We start from the raw sequence: 17,915 nt of genomic DNA, 5'->3' as shown, positions 1-17,915 counted from the left end.
TCGGGGGGTGGACCGGACGGTATGTGCTCCGTCCCGTCCACCCCCCGACAGGGCGGCGCCGGGGTGCTACGGCCGCCAGCCGGCCAGTACGCCCTCGTACAGCTCGGCGTCCGTCAGCTCGCGCGGGGTGGGGCCCGCGTGGAAGAAGGACGTGTTGGGCGTCTTGAGCTTGCGCAGGTAGTCGAAGGCCTTGTTGTCGTGCTCGCCGAAGGCCACGAAGGAGAAGAAGACGTCGGGGTGGTTGTCCGCCGCCTCCGTCAGCGCCTGGGTGGCCGGGGTCTTCGCGTCCGGCGCGCCGTCCGTCTGGAAGACCACCAGGGCGGGGACGCCCGCCGCGGCCTCCTTCACGTGATGTCCGACGACGGCCTCGACCGCGGCGTGGTAGCTGGTACGGCCCATGCGGCCGAGGCCCGCGTGCAGCTCGTCGATCTTGTTCTCGTGGTCGGTGAGGGTCAGCTCGCCGGTGCCGTCCAGCTCGGTGGAGAAGAAGACGACGTGCACCTTGGCCGCGGGGTCGAGGTGGGCCGCGAGGGCGAGGGTCTGCTCGGCGAGGGCCTGGGCGGAGCCGTCCTTGTAGTACGGGCGCATGCTCGCGGAGCGGTCCAGCACCAGGTACACGTCGGCACGGGCGCCGGTGAGGCCGCTGTTCTCGAGGGCGGTGGCCGCCGCCCGGTAGGCGGTGCCGAGACCGGCCAGCGCCTCGTCCGGCAGCCGGGCGGGTGCCTGCGCGCCGGCTTCGCCGTCGGCGGAGTCTTCCGCAGCCCCGGCGGAATCGTCCGTGCCATCGGCGGAACCGTCCGCCTCGGCCTCCACAACAGCCGTCTCTTCCGGCTCCTCGGCGGCGGCGGGCTCGGCGTCGGTCTTGGGCTCGGAGGCCGCGGAGTCCGGTGCCGTCGTGTCGGCGGCCGGCTCCGGTGCCGCCACCGGCTCGGTGGTGGAGTCCGCCTCCGCCTCGGCTGTCGCCGGGGCGTCCGCTGCCCCGGCTTCGGCGTCCGCCGCGCTTTCGGGCTCGGGGTCGGCCTGCGGTCCGGCGTCCGCGTCGGTCTTCGCGTCGGCGGACCCGGTGACGGCGTCGGCGTCGGCCGCGGGCTCGTCGGCCTCGGGCTCGGCCTCGGCCTCGGCCTTGGTCTCGGTCTTGGTCTCGGTCTTGGTCTCAGCCTCGGCCGTGGGCTCAACCTCGGCCGGGGGGGCGGCCTCGGCCTCGGGCTCGGCCGGTGTATCGGGCTTCGCGGCGGTTTCCGGCTGCGACTCGGCGGCGGTCGCGCTCCCGGTCGCAGCCTCAGCCTCGGGCGCTGCCTCAGCGGCCTCGACCTCAGCCTCGGGCTCGGCCTCGGTCTTCGTGTCGCCCTCGGTCTCGGCTTCAGCTTCCGCCTCAGCCTCCGCTGCGGCCTCGGGCTCGGGCTCGGTGGCCGGGCTCGGCTCGGTGTCGGCCTCGGCCACCGGCTGCGCGGTCGCGGGCGTGTCCGTGGTCGCCGGCTCGTCCGTGTCGGCCGGTGCGGGAGAGGGGGTGGCGGAATCCGTCGACTTCGTCTGCTTCGGGACCGTCACGTGGTCGAAGGCCGCTGCCACGAGGTCGTGTTCGTCCTGGGTCGCCGGGCGGGGCTCCGGAACCCTGGCGACCGCCGGGTCCGGCTTCGGCTCGGCCGGGGGCGTGAAGGCGGCCGGGACCGGCTGCTCCTGCTCCCGTCCCTCGGCGGCGGTACGTTCCTGCGAAGGAACCTGTTCCGCACCCTCTGTCTCGGCCGTACGCCCCTTGCGGGACCTGCCGAACGCATTCCGCAGGAGAGTGAGAATGCCCATTTGCGCAACCCTTCGCATGAGTTGATGCCCGTCAATCCCTGGCCAGGACGGACACGTAAGGTTAGCGGCCCCGTGCGGTGATCTTGGGCAGGGGTGAGTGTGCGGAAACGGGGTGTGTCAATACCGCCTCGGCAGCCCCCCGGGCAGCCCCCGGCATTCCCCCGGCGGCCGCGCGGTGGGGGCGGTGGTCAGGCCCGGATGCGGGTCGGTTCCGCGGGGGCGGGGGCCGCGGGCGTGCGGCGGCCTCGCAGGCGGCGGACCACCGGGGAGCGGGGGTGGGTGAGCCAGGTCGTCGCCGCGACCGTCAGGCCGAGCGCGAGGAGCAGCCAGGAGGCCGTGCGCAGGCCGGCGGTGAGCGCGTCGTAGACGGCGCCCGCGGCCGGACGGCGGGCCGCGTCGGGCAGGTCGGCCAGGGTCATGCGGCGGCCGACGGTGACGGCGAGGCCCAGGAACGCGCCGCCCAGGGCGGTGCCGAGGGCGGTCGCCGCGATCGCCCTGCGGCGGCAGGCGGCGACGGCGATGCCGGCGACCCCGAACACGACGGCGGCCAGGGGCAGCCAGAAACCGGCGACGTCGAGCACGCGGTAACCCTTCCGGAGTGCGGCCAGGTCGGCGGACGGGAGCAGCGCCACCCGGGTGTGCTCGACGGGCAGCCGCTCGGCGAACGGCACGTGGTCGGCCGTCAGCTGACGCTTGAGGGGGGCGGTCACCGTCGCGAGGTCCACGGTGACGGGAGCGTCGTCGCCGTCGGCGCGGTCGCCGCGCAGCGCCTTCATCACCGCCGTGTGCGCGGCCGTGTTCCCGGCGTCCCAGGCGGTGCGGTAGGCGCGGGTCGCGGTGAACGAGCGGACGGCGTCGCGCAGGAAGACGGGGTTCATCCCGGCCTCGCGGGCCACGCCGTCGCCCACCGTGTCGGCGACGACGTCCCGTACCGCGGGGTCCGAGGCCAGCGGCGCCATGGCGGTGACGTAGCCGTGGGTGTCGGTGAGGCCGTACGCCGCCCAGGCCGCGAGCGCGCCGAACGGCACGAGCAGGCACGACAGGGTGACGAGGACGGCCGAGAGGGCGGTCCGCAGGCGGGGGGACACCTCTCCAGGCAACGGTCCCGGGGCGCGGGGCGCGAGCCCGTGGCGGCCGTACGGGTGGTGGATCCCGGGCCCGGCCGTCCCGCCGCCCCGCAGGGCTCGCCCCGCCGGTTCGCGGTTCCTCCGGTGGAGGGTTCGTCCGAACGGGTGTTTCCTGGTTCTGGGGAGAAGCCCGGTTCGGAAGTGGCGGGAGGCCGTGCCTGCGCACGGTGTGACGCCCGGGACCTCGTCGGGCGGCCGGGAGCGGACAGTCCCCGGCCGGCCGGTGAGTGGAGGGATGAGGGAAAACGCATGGGCCCCGGCGTGAACTGCCGGGGCCCGTGTGGTGCGTGTGTCCGTGTGGTGCGGGTGGGGGTCAGCGGATGCGGTGGCCCGCGGCGTCCTCGTGCGTGTAGTAGCGGAAGAACAGGACGAGGAAGGTGGCCGCGGCCACCGCCAGGCCCATGGCCGTGGAGCGCAGGACGCTGTCGGCGGACTGGCTGTAGAGGAAGCCCATGGCGCAGCCGGCGAACGCCGCCCACAGCAGGGCATGCAGTTCGCGGCGCATCCGTGGGGCGAGCGCGTGGACGCCGGTCCACAGCGCCGCGAACACGAACGCGCTCACGAAGCCGAGCAAGAGGTTCCAGCCCGTGACGGGGCCGCCGGAACGGTTGTCGGCCGCCACCCAGTAGCCGTAGACGAGCCCGGCGACCACGGCCGTCGCCCAGCTCGCGATCCGGTGGGTGCGTGCGCTGAACACGTCGGGCGTCCGGGTTCGAGCGGAAGGGGTCCGCAGTCCCTGCGCCGGTGCCGTATGTGCCATGAGAGCGCTCCTCTCTCTCCTCGCCCCCGCACTCCAGGTCACACCCCGGTCGCCGCCGGGGCAAGTCGGATGACACGCCTTTGCGCGTGCGGGAGGGATGCGGGTCGCGGATGCGGGTCGGGTGCGGGGCGTACCGGGGGCGGGCGGGGGTGCGCCCGGATGCGGGCGGGGCCGGCCCGTGTTTCGCTGACCTCATGGAGCCCCGCGGTCACGGCCTGCTCGACCGCCGTCCGCGGAACGGGCGCAGGGACGTCCTGCAACGCCACCAACTTCTGCGCGTCCGGGGCCGCAGCGTCACCTGGCTGGTGCCGCTCGGCGTGCTGGCGGCCATCACCTACGCCGACTTCAACACCACCGGCGAGTTCCGCATCGTCTCGTGGTGCGTGTTCGTCTCCGCGATCGCCGCCGCGCTGTGCGGGGTGTGGACGACGGCCCTGTTCGCGGTGCTCGCCGTGATCACGTACGTCCTCAGCGACGCCGCGTGGCCGTCGGAGTACCGGGAGGGCGCGGCGGACTTCGTCCTCGTCCTCGTCGGCGGCGTGCTGTCCGTACTGGCCGCGTCGGTCCGGGTGCGCGGCGAGCGGCGGATGCTGCACATCATGCGCATCGCCGAGACCACCCGCCGTACGGTCCTGCGCCCGCTGCCGCCGCGCTGGGGCGGTCTCGACCACGCGGCCGTCTATCTCGCGGCCGACGCCGACGCCCGCATGGGCGGCGACTTCTACGACATCCAGCCCGGACCGCACGGCACCCGCGTCCTCCTGGGCGACGTGCAGGGCAAGGGGCTGGGCGCGGTGGAGGCGGCGGCCGCGCTGCTGGGCACCTTCCGGGAGGCCGCCTACCACGAGCGGGACCTCGCCGCCGTGGCCGCGCGGCTGGAGACGCGGATGCGGCGGCACCGTGCGCACACCGTGGCCCTCGGGCGGGCGGACGGCGACCGGTTCGCCACGGCCGTGCTGATCGGCTTCCCCCCGACGACGAAGGCCCCGCTCCCGGCCCCGGAGGCGGCGGCCCCGACGGCCGTCCCGGACGCGTCCCCGACGGCGGCGGCCTCGCCCCCGGCTCCTTTCCCGGATCCGGCCCCGGACGTGTCCCCGGGCACGGTCCCGGACGTGGCCCCGGACGGGGGCGCCGGGGCCGTGGAGACGGTCGAGGTGGTCGGGTTCGGGCACGAGCCGCCGCTCGCGGTGGGCGGCGAGCGGGGCGTGCGCTCGCTGCCGCACGGCGGCGGGCTCCCGCTGGGGCTCGGCGAGCTGGCCGGACGGGACGGGCCGCCGCCGGTGCTGCGGGCGCCGTTCGCCGCCGGTGAGACGCTGCTGCTGGTCACCGACGGGGTGACCGAGGCCCGGGACGGCGCCGGGGAGTTCTATCCGCTGGCCGAGGAGGTCGCGGCGGCGCTCGCCCGCGACCCGCGCACGGCCGACCCCGCCCGCCTGGTGGCCCTCGTACGGGACGGCACGCTGCGGCACTGCCGGGGCCGGCTCGCCGACGACACGACCGTGTTCGCCGTGCGCCGGACCGCGGCCGGCGACGAAGGCCCCGTAGGGGGACGTTTGCTGTCCTGAGGCCCCCCTTCGCAGCGGCAGCGGTTACGGTGCTGAGGTACGTGATCGACAGGGGGAGGGGCCATGCGGGAGGGGATCATGCCGGGAACCGTGCTGCTGCTCGCGGCCTCGCCCATGGGCAAGGGGTGTCTGGTCGACGCGGCCTCCGTGCTCCCCGTGCTGGCCGCCGTGCCGCCCCCCGTGCTGGCCGGCGCCGAGACCGCGAACGTCGTCGAACTGGCCGATCCGCTGGAGCCGCAGGCCGTGCTGACCCGGCTGCGGGCCGCGGCGGCCGCGCCGGGGCCGCTGACCGTGTACGTTGCCGGGCAGCTCCAGCTCGACCGCCGCCAGCGGCTGCCGCATCTCGCGCTGGCGCGCACGACGCCGGCCACCGTGCGGTACACGGCGTTCCCCTGGCACTGGTTCCGGGAGGAGCTGCGGCTGCGGCCGGCCGGGGCCACGACCGTCCTGCTGGACCTGCACGCGGACGCCGAGACCTGGGAGTGGCTGCGCGGGAACGCCCTGGACTGCGGGCCCGCGGTGACCGTGTACGGCAGGGTCGCGCCGCCGGCGGGGCGTGGCCGGCGGGCGGTGGCCGCGCCGTCGTACATGAAGGCGATAGCGACGATACTGCGCAGCGGGGGGCGGCCCGGCCTCGACCGGCTGCACCAGATGGCGGCGGCCCGGATCGCCGGCGACGGGGAGACGGGGGACCTCGTCCTTCCCGACCGCGCCGAACCCGCGCCGCCGCTCCGGTCGCCGACGCAGACCCCGGCCCGTTCGCCGATGCAGGCCCGGACGCCGGTCCCGGTTCCGGTTCCGGTGCCATTGTCGACGTCGACGCCGCCGATCACCCCGCCGCCCAAGACGTCGCTGCCACCGTCACTGTCACCGGTGCCGGTGCCGAGGCCCGCCGACTTCGTCCCGGACCGCCTCGCCCCGTGGCCCCAGCCGCCGGGTGGGACCCCGGCCCCAGACGTGGCCGCGGACGCGGACATGGACATGGACGCCGGCGCGGCGGGCGGCGGTGACCCGCACGCCGACATCTCCGCCGCCGTGCGGTCGGGCCGGCACGCGGAGGCCGGCGCGCTCGCGGCGCGCCATGAGCGGGCGGCCGTCGCGGCGCACGGGGCGGGTTCCGAGGAGGCGTTCCACTGGGCCGAGGTGCGGGCGGACCTGGCGATGTTCGCGGGGGACGCCGAGGGCAGCTGCCGCATCTGGATGGCGGTCGCCGGCGCGCGCCTGGACGCCGGTCAGCCGGCGGACGCGCCCGCCGTGGAGGCGGCCGTGGACCGGGCGCACCACCAGTGGGGGCGGATCGGCGACGCGGCCCGCGCCCGTGAGCTGGGGCCCGCGCTGACCCGGCTGCGCGGCCGGGTGCCCGGCCGGCACGAGGGCGCGCTGGACCATGTGCAGGAACACCTGAGGCAGTTGCAGACGCAGGGGTGAGGCCCGGCCCCCGCGAGGGTCAGCGGCGTTCCGCCGCGCCGTGCTGGACGTCGCGGGCGGACGGGGCGCCGCCGGTGGCCGTGGCCGGGCCCGCGTTGGCCGCGGTGACCAGCGCGGCCACGGTCAGCAGAGCCGCGGCGACGGCCCTGACGCAGGGCGCGGAACGGCGTGCGGAGATGTGTCCGGACACGGCTACCTCGCAACGTCGGCGACTGCGATACTCACGTCAGCCAGCTGTTAAGCGTGCTTAACTCGCTGTTTAACCTAGGGGCTGAGCCAGCCCAACGGCAAGAGGCACAGGGTGGGTTGGGGGACCGGCGTGGCAGAGCGGGACGAACCGGAGGTCGTCGGGCGCCGGGTGCAGCGGCTGCGCGTCGAACGGGGGCTCACCCAGCGGCAGCTCGCCGAGCCCACCTACACCCCCGCCTACGTCTCCACGCTGGAGGCCGGCCGGGTGCGGCCCTCCGACGAGGCGCTCCGGCACATCGCCGGCCGGCTCGGCGTCGACGTCGAGGAACTGGCCACCGGGCGGCCCGCCCGGCTCGTCACCGACCTGCGGCTGCGCCTCACCGAGGCCCAGCGGGCGCTGGCCACCGGGGAGGCCGAGGAGGCGAACCGGCAGTACACCGCGCTGCTCGCCGAGGCCGAGGAGCACGGGCTGGCCGCGGAGGAGGCCACCGCGCTGCTCGGCCTCGGGGAGTGCGGCATCGACGCGGGAGACCTCGACGCGGCCCGGCGCTGCTTCGAGCGGGCCGAACGGCGGCTCGCGGACGCCCCGCTGCCGGCCCGCGTCCCCGCCCTGCGCGGCCGGGCCGTCGCCCATTACCTCGCGGGCGAACTCCGGTACGCCGTATACCTGCTGGAGTCCACCCTCGACGAGCTGAACCGGGGCGGGCTGCACGACCCCGACGCGCTGCTGCTGCTGTACGCCTCCGTCATCGGCCCCTACATGGACATGGGGGCGGCGGCCCGCGCCGCGCAGGCGGCCGAGTTCGCCCTGGCCCTGGCGCCCCGGGCGGGCGATCCGGCGCTCGTGGCGCGGATGCACCGGTCCGTGGCCCGCACGCTCCTCGCCGAGGGCCGGCTCGCGGAGGCCGACGCCTCGCTGGCCAAGGCCGCCGAGCTGTACCGCCAGCTCCAGTTGCGCACCGAGCTGGCCAACTGCCACTGGATGCGCGGCTACGTCTACGCCCAGAACGGTGAACTGGAGCGCTCGGAGGAGGAGTTGAGGCAGGCGCAGGCCATGCTTTCCGCGCAGCGCGCCGCCCTCTACAGCAGTCAGGTCGCCGTCGAGCTGGCCGACGTGCTGCACCGGCGGGGCAAGTCGCAGGAGGCGGCCGCGCTGCTGCACGGGGTCCTGGGGGACCTGTCATCCGAGCGGGGGGCCGTGCACGCGGCCGGCGCCCACCGGCTGCTCGGCATCATCGCCGAGGACGCCCGGGACACGGAGGCGGCGGAGGAGCACTATGTGCGGGCGCTCAGTCTGCTGGAGCGGGCGGGTGCGGCGGGCGACCTCGCCGATCTGTGCCGGATGCTCGGCGACCTGCTGCGGCGCACCGGGCGGGTCGAGGCGGCGCTGGACGCGTACCGCACGGGCCTCGGCCACCGCACGGCGCCGGGTTCCACGACCCTCGGCCCGGCCCCGGCCCAGCCTCCCCTGTAGGCGCCGGCCCTCCGGGCCCGCCGTCCGCCGGGGCGCCGCCGGTTCCCGGGGGCGTTGGCTCGGTACCCGGCCGACCGTCTGAGGCGGGCACGCCCCGTCATGGAGGTGAGGGCCATGGGCGGCCAGGAGCGGAGCCGGGTCGCCGGGGCCGTCGCCCGGGAGATGCGGGGCGCCGGACCGCGGGAGGTGCCGCGGCGGCTGTGCGAGGCGGTGGTCAAGCTGCTGCCGGTGGACGACGCGGGCGTGGCCCTGCGCGGCGAGGGGATGCCCGTGCCGTTGGGGGCGAGCGGACAGCGGGCCGCCGACGTCATGGAGCTGGAGGTCACGCTGGGGGACGGGCCCGGTCTGGAGGCGGCGGCGACCGGCGCCCCGGTGTGCGCCCGGGACCTGTCCTCCAGCGAGGACGCGCTCCGCTGGCCGGTCTTCGCCGAGCAGGCGGCGGCCGCCGGGGTGCGCTCGGTGTACGCGCTGCCGCTGGGCGACCGCGCGGTGTGCGTGGGCACGGTCGACCTCTACCGGGACGTCCCCGGCGAGCTGACCGCCGGCGAGCTGCGCACGGCGCGGACGGCCGCCGACGTGGTGACGTCGGCGCTGGTGGCGCTGCCGCGCGGTGAGCGGGACGACGCGGGCCGGTGGCTCAGCCCGCTGGCCGCGGGCCACGGCGAGGTGTACCAGGCGGTCGGCATGGTCATGGTGAGGCTGGGCGTCCCGGCGGAGGAGGCGCTGTCCCTGCTGCGCGGCCACGCCTTCGCCCGGGGCTGTCCGGTCCTGGAACTGGCCCACGAGGTGATCACCCTCCACACCCGCGTCGACCGCCTCGACGGTCCCGGCGGGTTCGGCGGGCTCGACGTCCCGGGCGGCTTCGGCGGCCCGCCGCCCCCGTGAGCGGGCCGCCGGGCGAGCGCGCGGGGACGTTCGCACCCGGGCTCACGCCCTGGCTCACACCTGGACCCTGGGCTGCTTCCTGACGTCCGCCAGCCGGCGCACGCCGAGCTGGACGGCCGCCTGCGTCGCCGCGTTCGGGGCGTCGTCGAGGCCGCCGTCGACGAGGGCGAAGGCGTCCTGCCCGGCCCGCACGGCGGCGACGTCCAGGGTGAGGACGGTCGGGTCGCCGCCGTTGGCCCCCCAGAGCGTGGCCGTCACGCGCAGCCCCTGGCGGGCGTCTCCCACCTCCGGCAGGGGCAGCTCCGACACCTTCACGTCGAGCGCCGTGTCGCCGGTCGCCTTGGCGGCGAACCGGGCGCACTTGCCCGGCATCGTCTTCAGCCAGGCCAGCCTGCGGTCGACGTCCGCCGGGCGGTGGCCGGTGAGCTGGTAGCGGAGCTGGGCGCCGGTGTCCGGGTCGTCCAGGGCGGTGACCGCGCGGGCGGGGCCGCCGAGCAGCTCGTCGGCGTAGAGGTCGTCGAGGAACTGCTGGCAGACGGGGGTCGACGTGGTCGCCTTGAGCATGCCGTCCCGCCAGGTGGCCGCGCCGCGGGTCCGGGTCCACGGCGGGCCGAGGTCGGACTCGGTGATGAGGGCGGCCTGCGCCTGCGCGTCCGTGAGGGCGCCGGAGGCGGCCGGAGCGGTGGGCCGGGCCGAGGTCCGCTCGACCGTCGGCAGCGCCGGGGCGGCCGTGGGCGGATGTTCCAGGCCCAGCGTGGCGCAGCCGGTGGCGGCGGTGAGCGCGAGGACGACGGCGGTGGAGGCCAGGAGGGTGCGACGGGTCATCGGGGGGTGCCTCCAGGAGTGCGCGCGGGCTGCGGGGGTGCGGTCTGCGTGCTGCGTCCTCCCACGGCACCACCGGCGCGCCCCGCCGACCAGCGCGACGGGCCGTACGGGTTAGCCGCGTTGCTGCGGGCGGGTGGACGGCGCGGGCGGGCCGTCCCGGTTCGGGCCGGACGGGCCGCCGACGTGCGGGGCGGACGGCGCGGGAAATGCGATGGCGGGCCGTGCGCCGGCGTTGCTACGGTCGCCCGCATGAAGCGCGCCCAGCCGTCCCTCACGACGACGCCGGACACCGTCCCGGCGCGCTGATCCACGACCGGATCGACCGAAGCCCCGGGGCGAGCGCCCCGGGGCTTCGCCGTGCCCGGTACCTCGCCCCGCCGAGCGAGGAGCCCCCCCGTGAACGACCGCGACAACGACCCCGCCCACAGGCACGACCACGACCACGACCGTGCACAGGACCACGACCGCGACCACCGCCGTCTCGGGCGCGCACTCGGTCTGTTCGACACCGATCCGCTGATGGGCGCCGGCCTGCCGTACTGGCTGCCCGACGGCGCGATCGTGCGCCACGCCCTGGAGGAGTACGTACGGCAGGCGGAGGTAGCCGCCGGGTACCGGCACGTGTACTCGCCGGTCCTCGGCAAACGCGAGCTGTACGAGATCTCGGGCCACTGGGACCACTTCAGCGAGGACATGTTCCCGCCCATGGAGCTGGGCGCCGAACAGGTCGTGCTGCGCCCGAGTCTGTGCCCCCACCACGCCCTGATCTACCGTTCCCGTGCGCACAGTCACCGCGAGCTGCCGCTGCGGATCGCCGAGCTGGGCGGCATGTACCGCTCGGAGCCGTCCGGGGTGCTGGGCGGCCTGACCCGGGTGCGGGCCATCCAGCTGAACGACGCGCATGTCTTCTGCACCCCGGAGCAGGTCGCCGACGAGGCCCGCGCGGCCCTCGCCCTGATCGGCCGCGCCTACGCCGACCTGGGGATCCGCGCCTCCCGGTACCGTCTGTCGCTTTCCGGCGGGGACGGGGAGTACGTGGCCGACCCGGAATTGTGGCGGCGGGCGACCGCTCTGCTCAGGGAGGTGCTGGACGGCTCCGGCGTCGCGTACGAGGAGGCGGAGGGCGAGGCCGCGTTCTACGGGCCGAAGATCGACGTGCAGATCACCGACCGCGCCGGCCGCGAGACCACCCTGTCCACCGTGCAGATCGACTTCCACCAGCCCGAGCGCTTCGGCCTGCGCTACGTCGGCGCCGACGGGGCGAGACACCGGCCGGTGATGGTGCACCGCAGCGTCATCGGCAGTGTGGAGCGGGTGGTGGCCCATCTGATCGAGGAGCACGGCGGGGCGTTCCCGGTGTGGCTGGCCCCCGTCCAGCTGGTGGTGCTGCCGGTGTCGGACGCGCAGGAGGAGCAGGCGGCGCGGCTGGTGCGGCGGGCGGTGGCGGCGGGGCTGCGGGCGCGAGTGGCGGGCCCGGAGCAGGGCAGCCTGGGGGCCAGGGTGCGGGCCGCCCGTCTCGCCCCGTACCAGGCGGTGATCGGCGAGCGGGAGGCGGCGGAGGGTCTGGCGGCCGTCCGGCTGCGGGACGGCCGGCGGCCCGGACCGCTGCCCGTCGGGGAACTGGTCCGCCGGATCGGAGAGCGGGCGGCGGCGCGCGGCGCCCGGCTGTGGGATGCGGACGTGCCCGCATAGGGTCGGGGACGACCGTGGTGCGGAAGGAGTCCTCAGGTGACCGAGCAGCCCATTCCCGTGATCATCGACTGCGACACGGGCGTCGACGACGCCCTGGCCCTGCTGTTCGCCGTGCGCCATCCCGGGCTGGACCTGCGGGCGGTGACCTGCGTGGCGGGCAACACGGACGTGGACGGGGTGGTCCGCAACACGCTGACCGTCCTGGAGCAGGCGGGCGCGGGCGACGTCCCGGTCGCGCGCGGCGCGGAACGCCCGCTGATCGAGCCGCTGCGCGTGGCCCGGCATGTGCACGGCGCCGACGGCATGGGCGACCTGGGCCTGCCCGCTCCGGCCCGCCGCCCGGTCGACGTGGACGCGGTGACGCTGCTGCGCCGCGAGATCCTCGCCTCCCCGCGCCCGGTCACCCTGATCCCCACCGCCCCGCTGACGAACATCGCCCTGCTGCTGCGCACCCACCCGGAGGTGACCGGCAACATCGAGCGGATCGTGTTCATGGGCGGCGCGGTGACGACGGGGAACGCCACGCCGGTCGCGGAGTTCAACGTGTGGCACGACCCGGAGGCCGCGGCGGTCCTGCTCACCGCGGGCGTGCCGATCACGATGTACGGGCTGGACGTGTTCAAGCGGGTGCTGGTCCCGGGGGCGGACGTGGCGCGGCTGCGGGCGAGTGCGCAGCCGCGGCTGCGGCTGGCCGGGGAGCTGCTCGCCCACCGCGATCCGGCGACCTCGGGCGATCCCACGCCGACCGGCGGTCTCGGCGACGCGGGTGCGGTCTGCGCGGTGGCCGACCCGGCGGGCCTGACCACGCGGGCGCTCCCGGTGGAGGTCAGTCTCGCGCCCGGTCCGGCCCGGGGGCAGACGGTCGTCGACCGCCGTCCGCGCCCCGGCGAGTCCGAGATCCACGAGGGCGTGCGCGAACAGCCCCTGGTGGACGTGGCGTTGGACGTGGACGTCGAGCGCTACGTGAAGCTGTGGCTGACGACGGTGGAGGGCGACTGACGGCGGCCGACGGCCCCTGACGACAAGCGGGGGCGACCGGCGACGGTGAAGGGGCGGGCGTGGCCCGCCCCTTCACGTCGTCCGCCGGTGTCAGGCGCGGGCGCCCTTGCGGCGTCGGGTGGCGACGACGATCGCCGCGCCGCCCGCGAGCAGGGCCGCGGCGCCGCCCGCGATCAGGGGCGTCTTGCTGTCGGCGCCCGTCTCCGCGAGGCCGCCACCGCCGCCGTCGGGGGTGGGGGCCGGTGCGGGCGTCGACTCGGAGGCGGACGGAGCCGGGCTCGGGGAACCGCTGTCGGACGTGGACGGCGACGGCGAGGCGCTGTCATCGTCCGACGGGGTGGACGGCGTGCTCGCCGGGGTCGACGGCGTGCCCGAGGGGGTGCCGGACGGGCTGCCCGACGGCGCGGGCGGGCTCGCCGGGGGCTGCTCGACGACGGTGCAGTCCTTCGCGCCGCCGTTCCAGGCCGCGATCAGCTTGTCCTTGATGACCGGGCGGTCCGGGCCCTTGGGCAGGTCGCCGTGGACGAAGCCGTCCTTCGCGTCGGGCTTGCCGTCGAATTTGACCGCGCCCCGGTAGAGGTCGATCTGCGCGAAGCAGCCCGCGTCGGGCACCGCGATGCCGAGGGCGTCGGTCTGGCCGGCCTTGACCGTCACGCTGTCGAAGTCGACGAAGACCTGCTCGCCGGAGGTGGCGAAGCTGGAGCCGTGGGCGAGGTAGGAGGCGAGGGAGGCGGTGCACGTCGAGGCGTCGCCGGCGGCGCGGACCGTGATGTGGACCTTGCCGTCCTCGGTGGGGCGCAGGTTCTGGTCGTCGACCCGGACGGAGGCCTGGAAGTGCTTGCCGTCGAGGGAGAACTCGCAGCGGTCGGTCCCCGTCTCGGTGCCCGCGCCGGTGCCCGGCAGGTACTGGCCGCCGGACTTCCAGCCGTCGCCGCCGGGCGCCCCGGTGCCGGCGAAGGCGACCGGGGCGGCGGCCGCGGAGGCGGCGCAGAGGGTGAGCGAAGCGGCGCCCGCCCCCAGCAGTCGGCGTACGGTGACTCGGCTCGCTATGGACATGCGCATCCCAATTCTTGGCGAGTGCCAGGGGTGAGACTGATGGGTCGGATCAGTCGAAGTCTCAGGAGAAACACTGGGCCCTCAGGTCCCGGGCGTCACAGTGTCAGGCCATCGTCGTGCGGACGGCGGACCCCTGTCAACCTGCGTCAAACCCAAGGGAGTTCAAGACTCCGTCACATCTCCATCACGTGCGGAACGATCGGCTCCGAACGGTGGGATGTTCACTTTCCCGGCAAGCGGGACAGAATTGCGTTCGTGACCGACTTCTCCTCCCACCGCTCCGACTGGTGGCGCCAGGCCGTCGTCTACCAGGTGTATCCCCGCAGCTTCGCCGACGCCGACGGCGACGGGCTCGGCGATCTGCGCGGGGTTGCCGACCGGCTGCACCATCTGGCCGCCCTCGGCGTGGACGCCCTCTGGCTCTCGCCGTTCTACCCCTCCGAACTCGCAGACGGCGGCTACGACGTCATCGACCACCGGGACGTCGATCCCCGGCTCGGCGACCTGGCCGACTTCGACGCGATGACCGCCGAGGCCCACCGGCTGGGCCTGAAGGTGATCGTCGACGTGGTCCCCAACCACACCTCCCACCGGCACGTCCGGTTCCGGGAGGCGCTGGCCGCCGGTCCCGGCTCCCCGGCCCGGGAGCGCTACGTCTTCCGTGACGGGCGCGGTCCGGGCGGTGCGCTGCCGCCCACCGACTGGCAGTCGGTGTTCGGCGGCAGCGCCTGGCAGCGGGTCCCCGACGGGCAGTGGTACCTCCACCTGTTCGCGCGCGAGCAGCCGGACCTGAACTGGGACCATCCGCAGGTCCGCGAGGACTTCCGCACCACGTTGCGCTTCTGGGCCGACCGGGGCGTCGACGGCTTCCGCGTCGACGTGGCGCACGCGCTGGCCAAGGACCTCGCCGAGCCGCTGCGCGACCTGGGCATGCCGGAAGCGGCCGGGGAGCAGGCCCTGCACCGGATGCCGCCGGGCGCCCACCCCTTCTACGACCGCGACGAGGTCCACGAGATCTACCGCGACTGGCGCCGCCTCTTCGACACGTACTCCCCGCCCCGCACGGCGGTCGCGGAGGCCTGGGTGCCGGGCGCGCGACGGGCCCTGTACGCCCGTCCCGACGAACTCGACCAGGCCTTCAACTTCGATTATCTGCAAGCGGGTTGGGATGCGGAGGAGATCAGGGCGGTCATCACGGACTCGCTGGCCGGCGCGCGGGCCGTCGGCGCCTCGGCCACCTGGGTCCTGTCCAACCACGACGTCGTACGGCACGCCTCGCGGCTCATGCTCCCGCCGGGCGCGGATCTCGACGCCTGGCTGCTGTCGGGCGGCCGAGCGCCGCGCGTCGACGAGCGGGCCGGTCTGCGCCGGGCCCGCGCGGCGACGCTGCTGATGCTGGCGCTGCCCGGATCGTCATATCTGTACCAGGGTGAGGAGCTGGGCCTGCCGGAGGTGGCCGACCTGCCCGTGGAGGTGCTCCAGGACCCGGTGTGGGAGCAGACGGGCCGGGTCCGCAAGGGCCGCGACGGCTGCCGGGTGCCGCTGCCGTGGACGACGTCGGGCCCGTCGTACGGGTTCGGCGCGGCCGGCGCGTGGCTGCCGCAGCCGCCGGGCTTCGCGCGGTACGCCGTCGCCGCGCAGGACGGCGTGGCGGGCTCCACCCTGGAGCTGTACCGCGCGGCGCTGCGGCTGCGGCGCAAGCTGCTGGAGGGCGAGGAACTCGTCTGGGAGCCGGCGTCCCCGCCGGGCGTGCTGTCCTTCGCCCGCCACGACGGCTGGCGCTGCGTGGCCAACCTGTCCGGCGCGGCCGTGCCGTCGCCGCCCGGGGAGGTGCTGCTGAGCAGCGTCCCCCTCGGCGACGACGGTGTGCTGCCGCCGGACACGACGGTCTGGCTGGCGTAGCCCGCCACCGCGCCCGCGCCCCGTCGGGTGCCCTACTGGGCCCCGTTGCCGCCCACGGCCGCGCCGAGGTCCAGCGGGGTGGAGGTGGCGGTCGGCGGCGGGGTGAGGACGATCATGGGCTGCCCGGCGGGCGGGACCGGGGGCGTCAGGTCCGACTTGGGCAGCTTGGGCGGCGTGGTCTGGTTGAACAGCGTGGTGTCGAAGTCCACCAGGCCGGTCTTCTCCATGACCGTGATGTGGTCCAGCACGGTGTCGTTGGCCTGGTCGGCGAGCGCACGGACCAGCGTGTTCTTGGTGGTGGACCGGATCTTCGCGATCGTGTTGAAGATCGAGCCGTGCGTCATGCGCAGGATGTTGGCGAAGTCGCTGTCGAACTGCTTGCCGCTCTCCGCCTTCAACTGCGTGACGAAGCCCTCCTGCTGAGGACTTGCCACGTTGGGCAGCGTGATGTTCAGCATCGGCGCGATCTTGCGGCAGCTGGTGTCCAGCGCGCCGTGACCGTCGATCAGGTGGTTGCTGGCGGTGCGCACGGCCGGCGTCTGGCTCTTCTGGAGCCCGAGCTGGCCCAGCGGGTACTCCCACAGTCCGGCGGCCCGCACCTTGACCACGAAGTCGCGGTCGCCCTCGGTCAGCGGGCCCCACTGGGTGTTGGCGATCACCCGGTCGGTCGAGGTGGAGACGGTGTCAAGTCCGAGCATCGACGGATACGCGAGCGCGCTGAGGGTGAGCGTCAGCGCACCCCCGACGAACAGGGTTCCCATCATGTTTCGCGAAAGTGGCACCGTGCCTCCTGCCCGGTCGGGGACTCCGCCGATGTGTCGTTGTGCCGTGCCCGCTGGGGGCGGACACACAGGAGTACGTACGCGAAGCGGATCCGACTCACCGGTATCCGCGAAAATCTGAGGAAGGGTCGCCCGCAGGGGGCAGACCCCGGCCCGGCAGCCCCTGGGCCGCTGCCGGGCCGGCGTTCAGATGCCCTCGATGCGCTTCACGCCGACGGTCCGCGTCAGTTCCTCGAGGGCCTTGACCTGGCGGCGGGCCTTGAGGGCGCGGTTGATGGTGTGCACGCGGATCGCGGTGAACACGGCGACGGCGGCGCCCAGCGCCACCCCGATCCACTCGTGGTCACGGATGCCCGCGTAGAAGAGGAGGCCGCTGAAGGGGACGCCGACGACGACGAGCAGGGGTTCGCGCACCCAGAAGGGGAGAACGCGGATCACGAGACCGATCATCCGGTCACTTCACCAGGCCAGGCTCTCCGTGTGCTGTGACGGAGGCCACAATTCCGGGAGTTGTCGTGTGTATCGCGTGAAGAAAAGGCGGCGACGGCCGCGCCGGTGACCTCCTCGCCGCACCGGACGGACGGCGCCGGGGCCTTCCCGGTTGGCGAACCGTTGACCGGCCGGACGAAGTGTTGACCATTTCGCGCAGGAGTGCGGACGAACGGGAGGGCGAGTCGTGGCGGACCCCGCGCCTAGATTCGCCGCATGTCCATGCCACAGCGGCCCCACCGGCCCGTGAGGGCTGCCGCCACGCTCCCGGTCCTGCCCTACCGCAAGCCCACCAAGGGCCGTGACTACTGGGTCCTCGACGACGTCTTCCCCGAGGTGGACGCCGCGGCGATCCGGGAGCGCTGCCTCGCCAGGGAGGACTGGGTCAAGGGCCACCCCTACACGTCGGAGAGCTGGCCCGGACTGCGCACCATGCCCGGACTGGAGCCCGCCGAACTGGCCCGTGTGGAAGGACTGGTGAGGAAGGTGACCGGGGCGCGCGGGCTGTGGGTGCAGCAGGCGCCCGGCGGCGGCACCCTGAACCACAACTGCGTGCAGGTCGTGGGCGAGGGGGAGAGCTCTCCGCGCCCGCACTCCGACTCGCGGGCGCTGTGCCGGTACGCGGCAGTGCTCTACCTCAACCCCGCCGTTCCCAAGGACTGCGGGACGAGTTTCTACCGGCAGTCCCTGCCGGGGGGCCGGCTCGGCGGCAACGTCGTCCAGGCGCCGCACGACAACCTCGTCGAGGCCCTCGGCACCCGGTTCGTCGCGCCGGACGCCTTCGAGGAGGACGTGCGCGTGCCCCACAGGCCCAACCGGTTGCTCCTCTACCACGCCAACCTCGTGCACAGCGCGACCCGTTACTGCGGCACGACGCTGGAGGAGAAGCGGATGACGGCCGTCTTCTTCTGGATGGCCTGATCCCGGCCGCGAGGTCCGGTC

At 75.0% G+C, this 17,915-nt stretch carries 16 protein-coding genes; 8 read left to right on the top strand and 8 right to left on the bottom strand.

Annotated elements, in window-relative coordinates; all coding sequences use genetic code 11:
• Positions 1 to 66: 66 nt before the first annotated feature.
• The 3 genes from ACGFSH_RS12575 to ACGFSH_RS12565 all read right to left on the bottom strand — a co-directional run bounded on the left by ACGFSH_RS12575 (position 67) and on the right by ACGFSH_RS12565 (position 3,687).
• On the bottom strand, positions 67 to 1,800 hold the full coding sequence (locus tag ACGFSH_RS12575; protein ID WP_393347626.1) for a VWA domain-containing protein: 1,734 nt from the start codon (positions 1,798 to 1,800) through the stop codon (positions 67 to 69).
• A 188-nt stretch (positions 1,801 to 1,988) separates the two neighbouring features.
• A complete protein-coding gene (locus ACGFSH_RS12570; protein ID WP_393347624.1) occupies positions 1,989 to 2,888 on the bottom strand; it encodes a hypothetical protein in 900 nt (299 codons plus the stop codon).
• 352 nt (positions 2,889 to 3,240) lie between these two features.
• A complete protein-coding gene (locus ACGFSH_RS12565) occupies positions 3,241 to 3,687 on the bottom strand; it encodes a hypothetical protein (RefSeq protein WP_393347622.1) in 447 nt (148 codons plus the stop codon).
• Positions 3,688 to 3,881: 194 nt separating this feature from the next.
• Here ACGFSH_RS12565 and ACGFSH_RS12560 point away from each other — a divergent pair, with 194 nt between their 5' ends.
• Together ACGFSH_RS12560 and ACGFSH_RS12555 are read left to right on the top strand one after the other, a co-directional pair.
• The gene (locus ACGFSH_RS12560; protein ID WP_393347620.1) at positions 3,882 to 5,252 is read left to right on the top strand and encodes a PP2C family protein-serine/threonine phosphatase; all 1,371 of its coding nucleotides are present in this window, start codon (positions 3,882 to 3,884) and stop codon (positions 5,250 to 5,252) included.
• A gap of 78 nt (positions 5,253 to 5,330) precedes the next feature.
• Positions 5,331 to 6,680, top strand: a complete 1,350-nt coding sequence (locus ACGFSH_RS12555) for a hypothetical protein (RefSeq protein WP_393347618.1) — start codon at positions 5,331 to 5,333, stop codon at positions 6,678 to 6,680.
• Between the two features lie 19 nt (positions 6,681 to 6,699).
• Here the strand turns inward: ACGFSH_RS12555 and ACGFSH_RS12550 are convergent, their stop codons facing one another.
• A complete protein-coding gene (locus ACGFSH_RS12550) occupies positions 6,700 to 6,870 on the bottom strand; it encodes a hypothetical protein (RefSeq protein WP_393347617.1) in 171 nt (56 codons plus the stop codon).
• Positions 6,871 to 6,999: 129 nt separating this feature from the next.
• Here ACGFSH_RS12550 and ACGFSH_RS12545 point away from each other — a divergent pair, with 129 nt between their 5' ends.
• Together ACGFSH_RS12545 and ACGFSH_RS12540 are read left to right on the top strand one after the other, a co-directional pair.
• Positions 7,000 to 8,343 (top strand): helix-turn-helix domain-containing protein, encoded by a 1,344-nt coding sequence (locus ACGFSH_RS12545; RefSeq protein WP_393347615.1) that lies wholly within the window; start codon positions 7,000 to 7,002, stop codon positions 8,341 to 8,343.
• Between the two features lie 114 nt (positions 8,344 to 8,457).
• Entirely contained in the window at positions 8,458 to 9,228 is a 771-nt protein-coding gene (locus ACGFSH_RS12540) for a GAF and ANTAR domain-containing protein (protein WP_393347613.1), read from the top strand.
• 54 nt (positions 9,229 to 9,282) lie between these two features.
• Here the strand turns inward: ACGFSH_RS12540 and ACGFSH_RS12535 are convergent, their stop codons facing one another.
• Positions 9,283 to 10,053: a hypothetical protein gene (locus ACGFSH_RS12535; RefSeq protein ID WP_393347611.1), complete on the bottom strand. Its 771-nt coding sequence runs from the start codon at positions 10,051 to 10,053 to the stop codon at positions 9,283 to 9,285.
• Positions 10,054 to 10,449: 396 nt separating this feature from the next.
• Between ACGFSH_RS12535 and thrS the strand changes: the two genes are divergently transcribed.
• Positions 10,450 to 11,745, top strand: a complete 1,296-nt coding sequence (gene thrS, locus ACGFSH_RS12530; protein ID WP_393347609.1) for a threonine--tRNA ligase — start codon at positions 10,450 to 10,452, stop codon at positions 11,743 to 11,745.
• 36 nt (positions 11,746 to 11,781) lie between these two features.
• Positions 11,782 to 12,744, top strand: a complete 963-nt coding sequence (locus ACGFSH_RS12525) for a nucleoside hydrolase (protein WP_393347607.1) — start codon at positions 11,782 to 11,784, stop codon at positions 12,742 to 12,744.
• Between the two features lie 90 nt (positions 12,745 to 12,834).
• On the opposite strand, the gene ACGFSH_RS12520 is transcribed toward ACGFSH_RS12525, so the two are convergent.
• Positions 12,835 to 13,800, bottom strand: coding sequence for an LAETG motif-containing sortase-dependent surface protein (locus ACGFSH_RS12520; protein ID WP_393347605.1), 966 nt, complete (start codon positions 13,798 to 13,800; stop codon positions 12,835 to 12,837).
• Between the two features lie 255 nt (positions 13,801 to 14,055).
• Between ACGFSH_RS12520 and ACGFSH_RS12515 the strand changes: the two genes are divergently transcribed.
• Positions 14,056 to 15,702, top strand: coding sequence for a glycoside hydrolase family 13 protein (locus ACGFSH_RS12515; RefSeq protein WP_393347603.1), 1,647 nt, complete (start codon positions 14,056 to 14,058; stop codon positions 15,700 to 15,702).
• A gap of 32 nt (positions 15,703 to 15,734) precedes the next feature.
• On the opposite strand, the gene ACGFSH_RS12510 is transcribed toward ACGFSH_RS12515, so the two are convergent.
• Together ACGFSH_RS12510 and ACGFSH_RS12505 are read right to left on the bottom strand one after the other, a co-directional pair.
• Positions 15,735 to 16,463, bottom strand: a complete 729-nt coding sequence (locus tag ACGFSH_RS12510; RefSeq protein WP_393348116.1) for a DUF4142 domain-containing protein — start codon at positions 16,461 to 16,463, stop codon at positions 15,735 to 15,737.
• Between the two features lie 207 nt (positions 16,464 to 16,670).
• Positions 16,671 to 16,922: a hypothetical protein gene (locus tag ACGFSH_RS12505; RefSeq protein WP_393347601.1), complete on the bottom strand. Its 252-nt coding sequence runs from the start codon at positions 16,920 to 16,922 to the stop codon at positions 16,671 to 16,673.
• Between the two features lie 267 nt (positions 16,923 to 17,189).
• Here ACGFSH_RS12505 and ACGFSH_RS12500 point away from each other — a divergent pair, with 267 nt between their 5' ends.
• Entirely contained in the window at positions 17,190 to 17,894 is a 705-nt protein-coding gene (locus ACGFSH_RS12500) for a DUF6445 family protein (RefSeq protein ID WP_393347598.1), read from the top strand.
• Positions 17,895 to 17,915 lie beyond the last annotated feature (21 nt).

The organism is Streptomyces sp. NPDC048481 (genome assembly GCF_043200075.1).
Classification (GTDB): domain Bacteria; phylum Actinomycetota; class Actinomycetes; order Streptomycetales; family Streptomycetaceae; genus Streptomyces.
This window is presented reverse-complemented; position numbering and strand designations above follow the sequence as displayed.

Excerpts from the sequence above, each read along its gene's own strand:
- ACGFSH_RS12575 (WP_393347626.1), bottom strand. The coding sequence starts at position 1,800 with ATGGGCATTCTCACTCTCCTGCGGAATGCGTTCGGCAGGTCCCGCAAG.
- ACGFSH_RS12565 (WP_393347622.1), bottom strand. The coding sequence starts at position 3,687 with ATGGCACATACGGCACCGGCGCAGGGACTGCGGACCCCTTCCGCTCGA.
- ACGFSH_RS12560 (WP_393347620.1), top strand. The coding sequence starts at position 3,882 with ATGGAGCCCCGCGGTCACGGCCTGCTCGACCGCCGTCCGCGGAACGGG.
- ACGFSH_RS12555 (WP_393347618.1), top strand. The coding sequence starts at position 5,331 with ATGCCGGGAACCGTGCTGCTGCTCGCGGCCTCGCCCATGGGCAAGGGG.
- ACGFSH_RS12540 (WP_393347613.1), top strand. The coding sequence starts at position 8,458 with ATGGGCGGCCAGGAGCGGAGCCGGGTCGCCGGGGCCGTCGCCCGGGAG.
- ACGFSH_RS12535 (WP_393347611.1), bottom strand. The coding sequence starts at position 10,053 with ATGACCCGTCGCACCCTCCTGGCCTCCACCGCCGTCGTCCTCGCGCTC.
- ACGFSH_RS12520 (WP_393347605.1), bottom strand. The coding sequence starts at position 13,800 with ATGTCCATAGCGAGCCGAGTCACCGTACGCCGACTGCTGGGGGCGGGC.
- ACGFSH_RS12510 (WP_393348116.1), bottom strand. The coding sequence starts at position 16,463 with ATGGGAACCCTGTTCGTCGGGGGTGCGCTGACGCTCACCCTCAGCGCG.
- ACGFSH_RS12500 (WP_393347598.1), top strand. The coding sequence starts at position 17,190 with ATGTCCATGCCACAGCGGCCCCACCGGCCCGTGAGGGCTGCCGCCACG.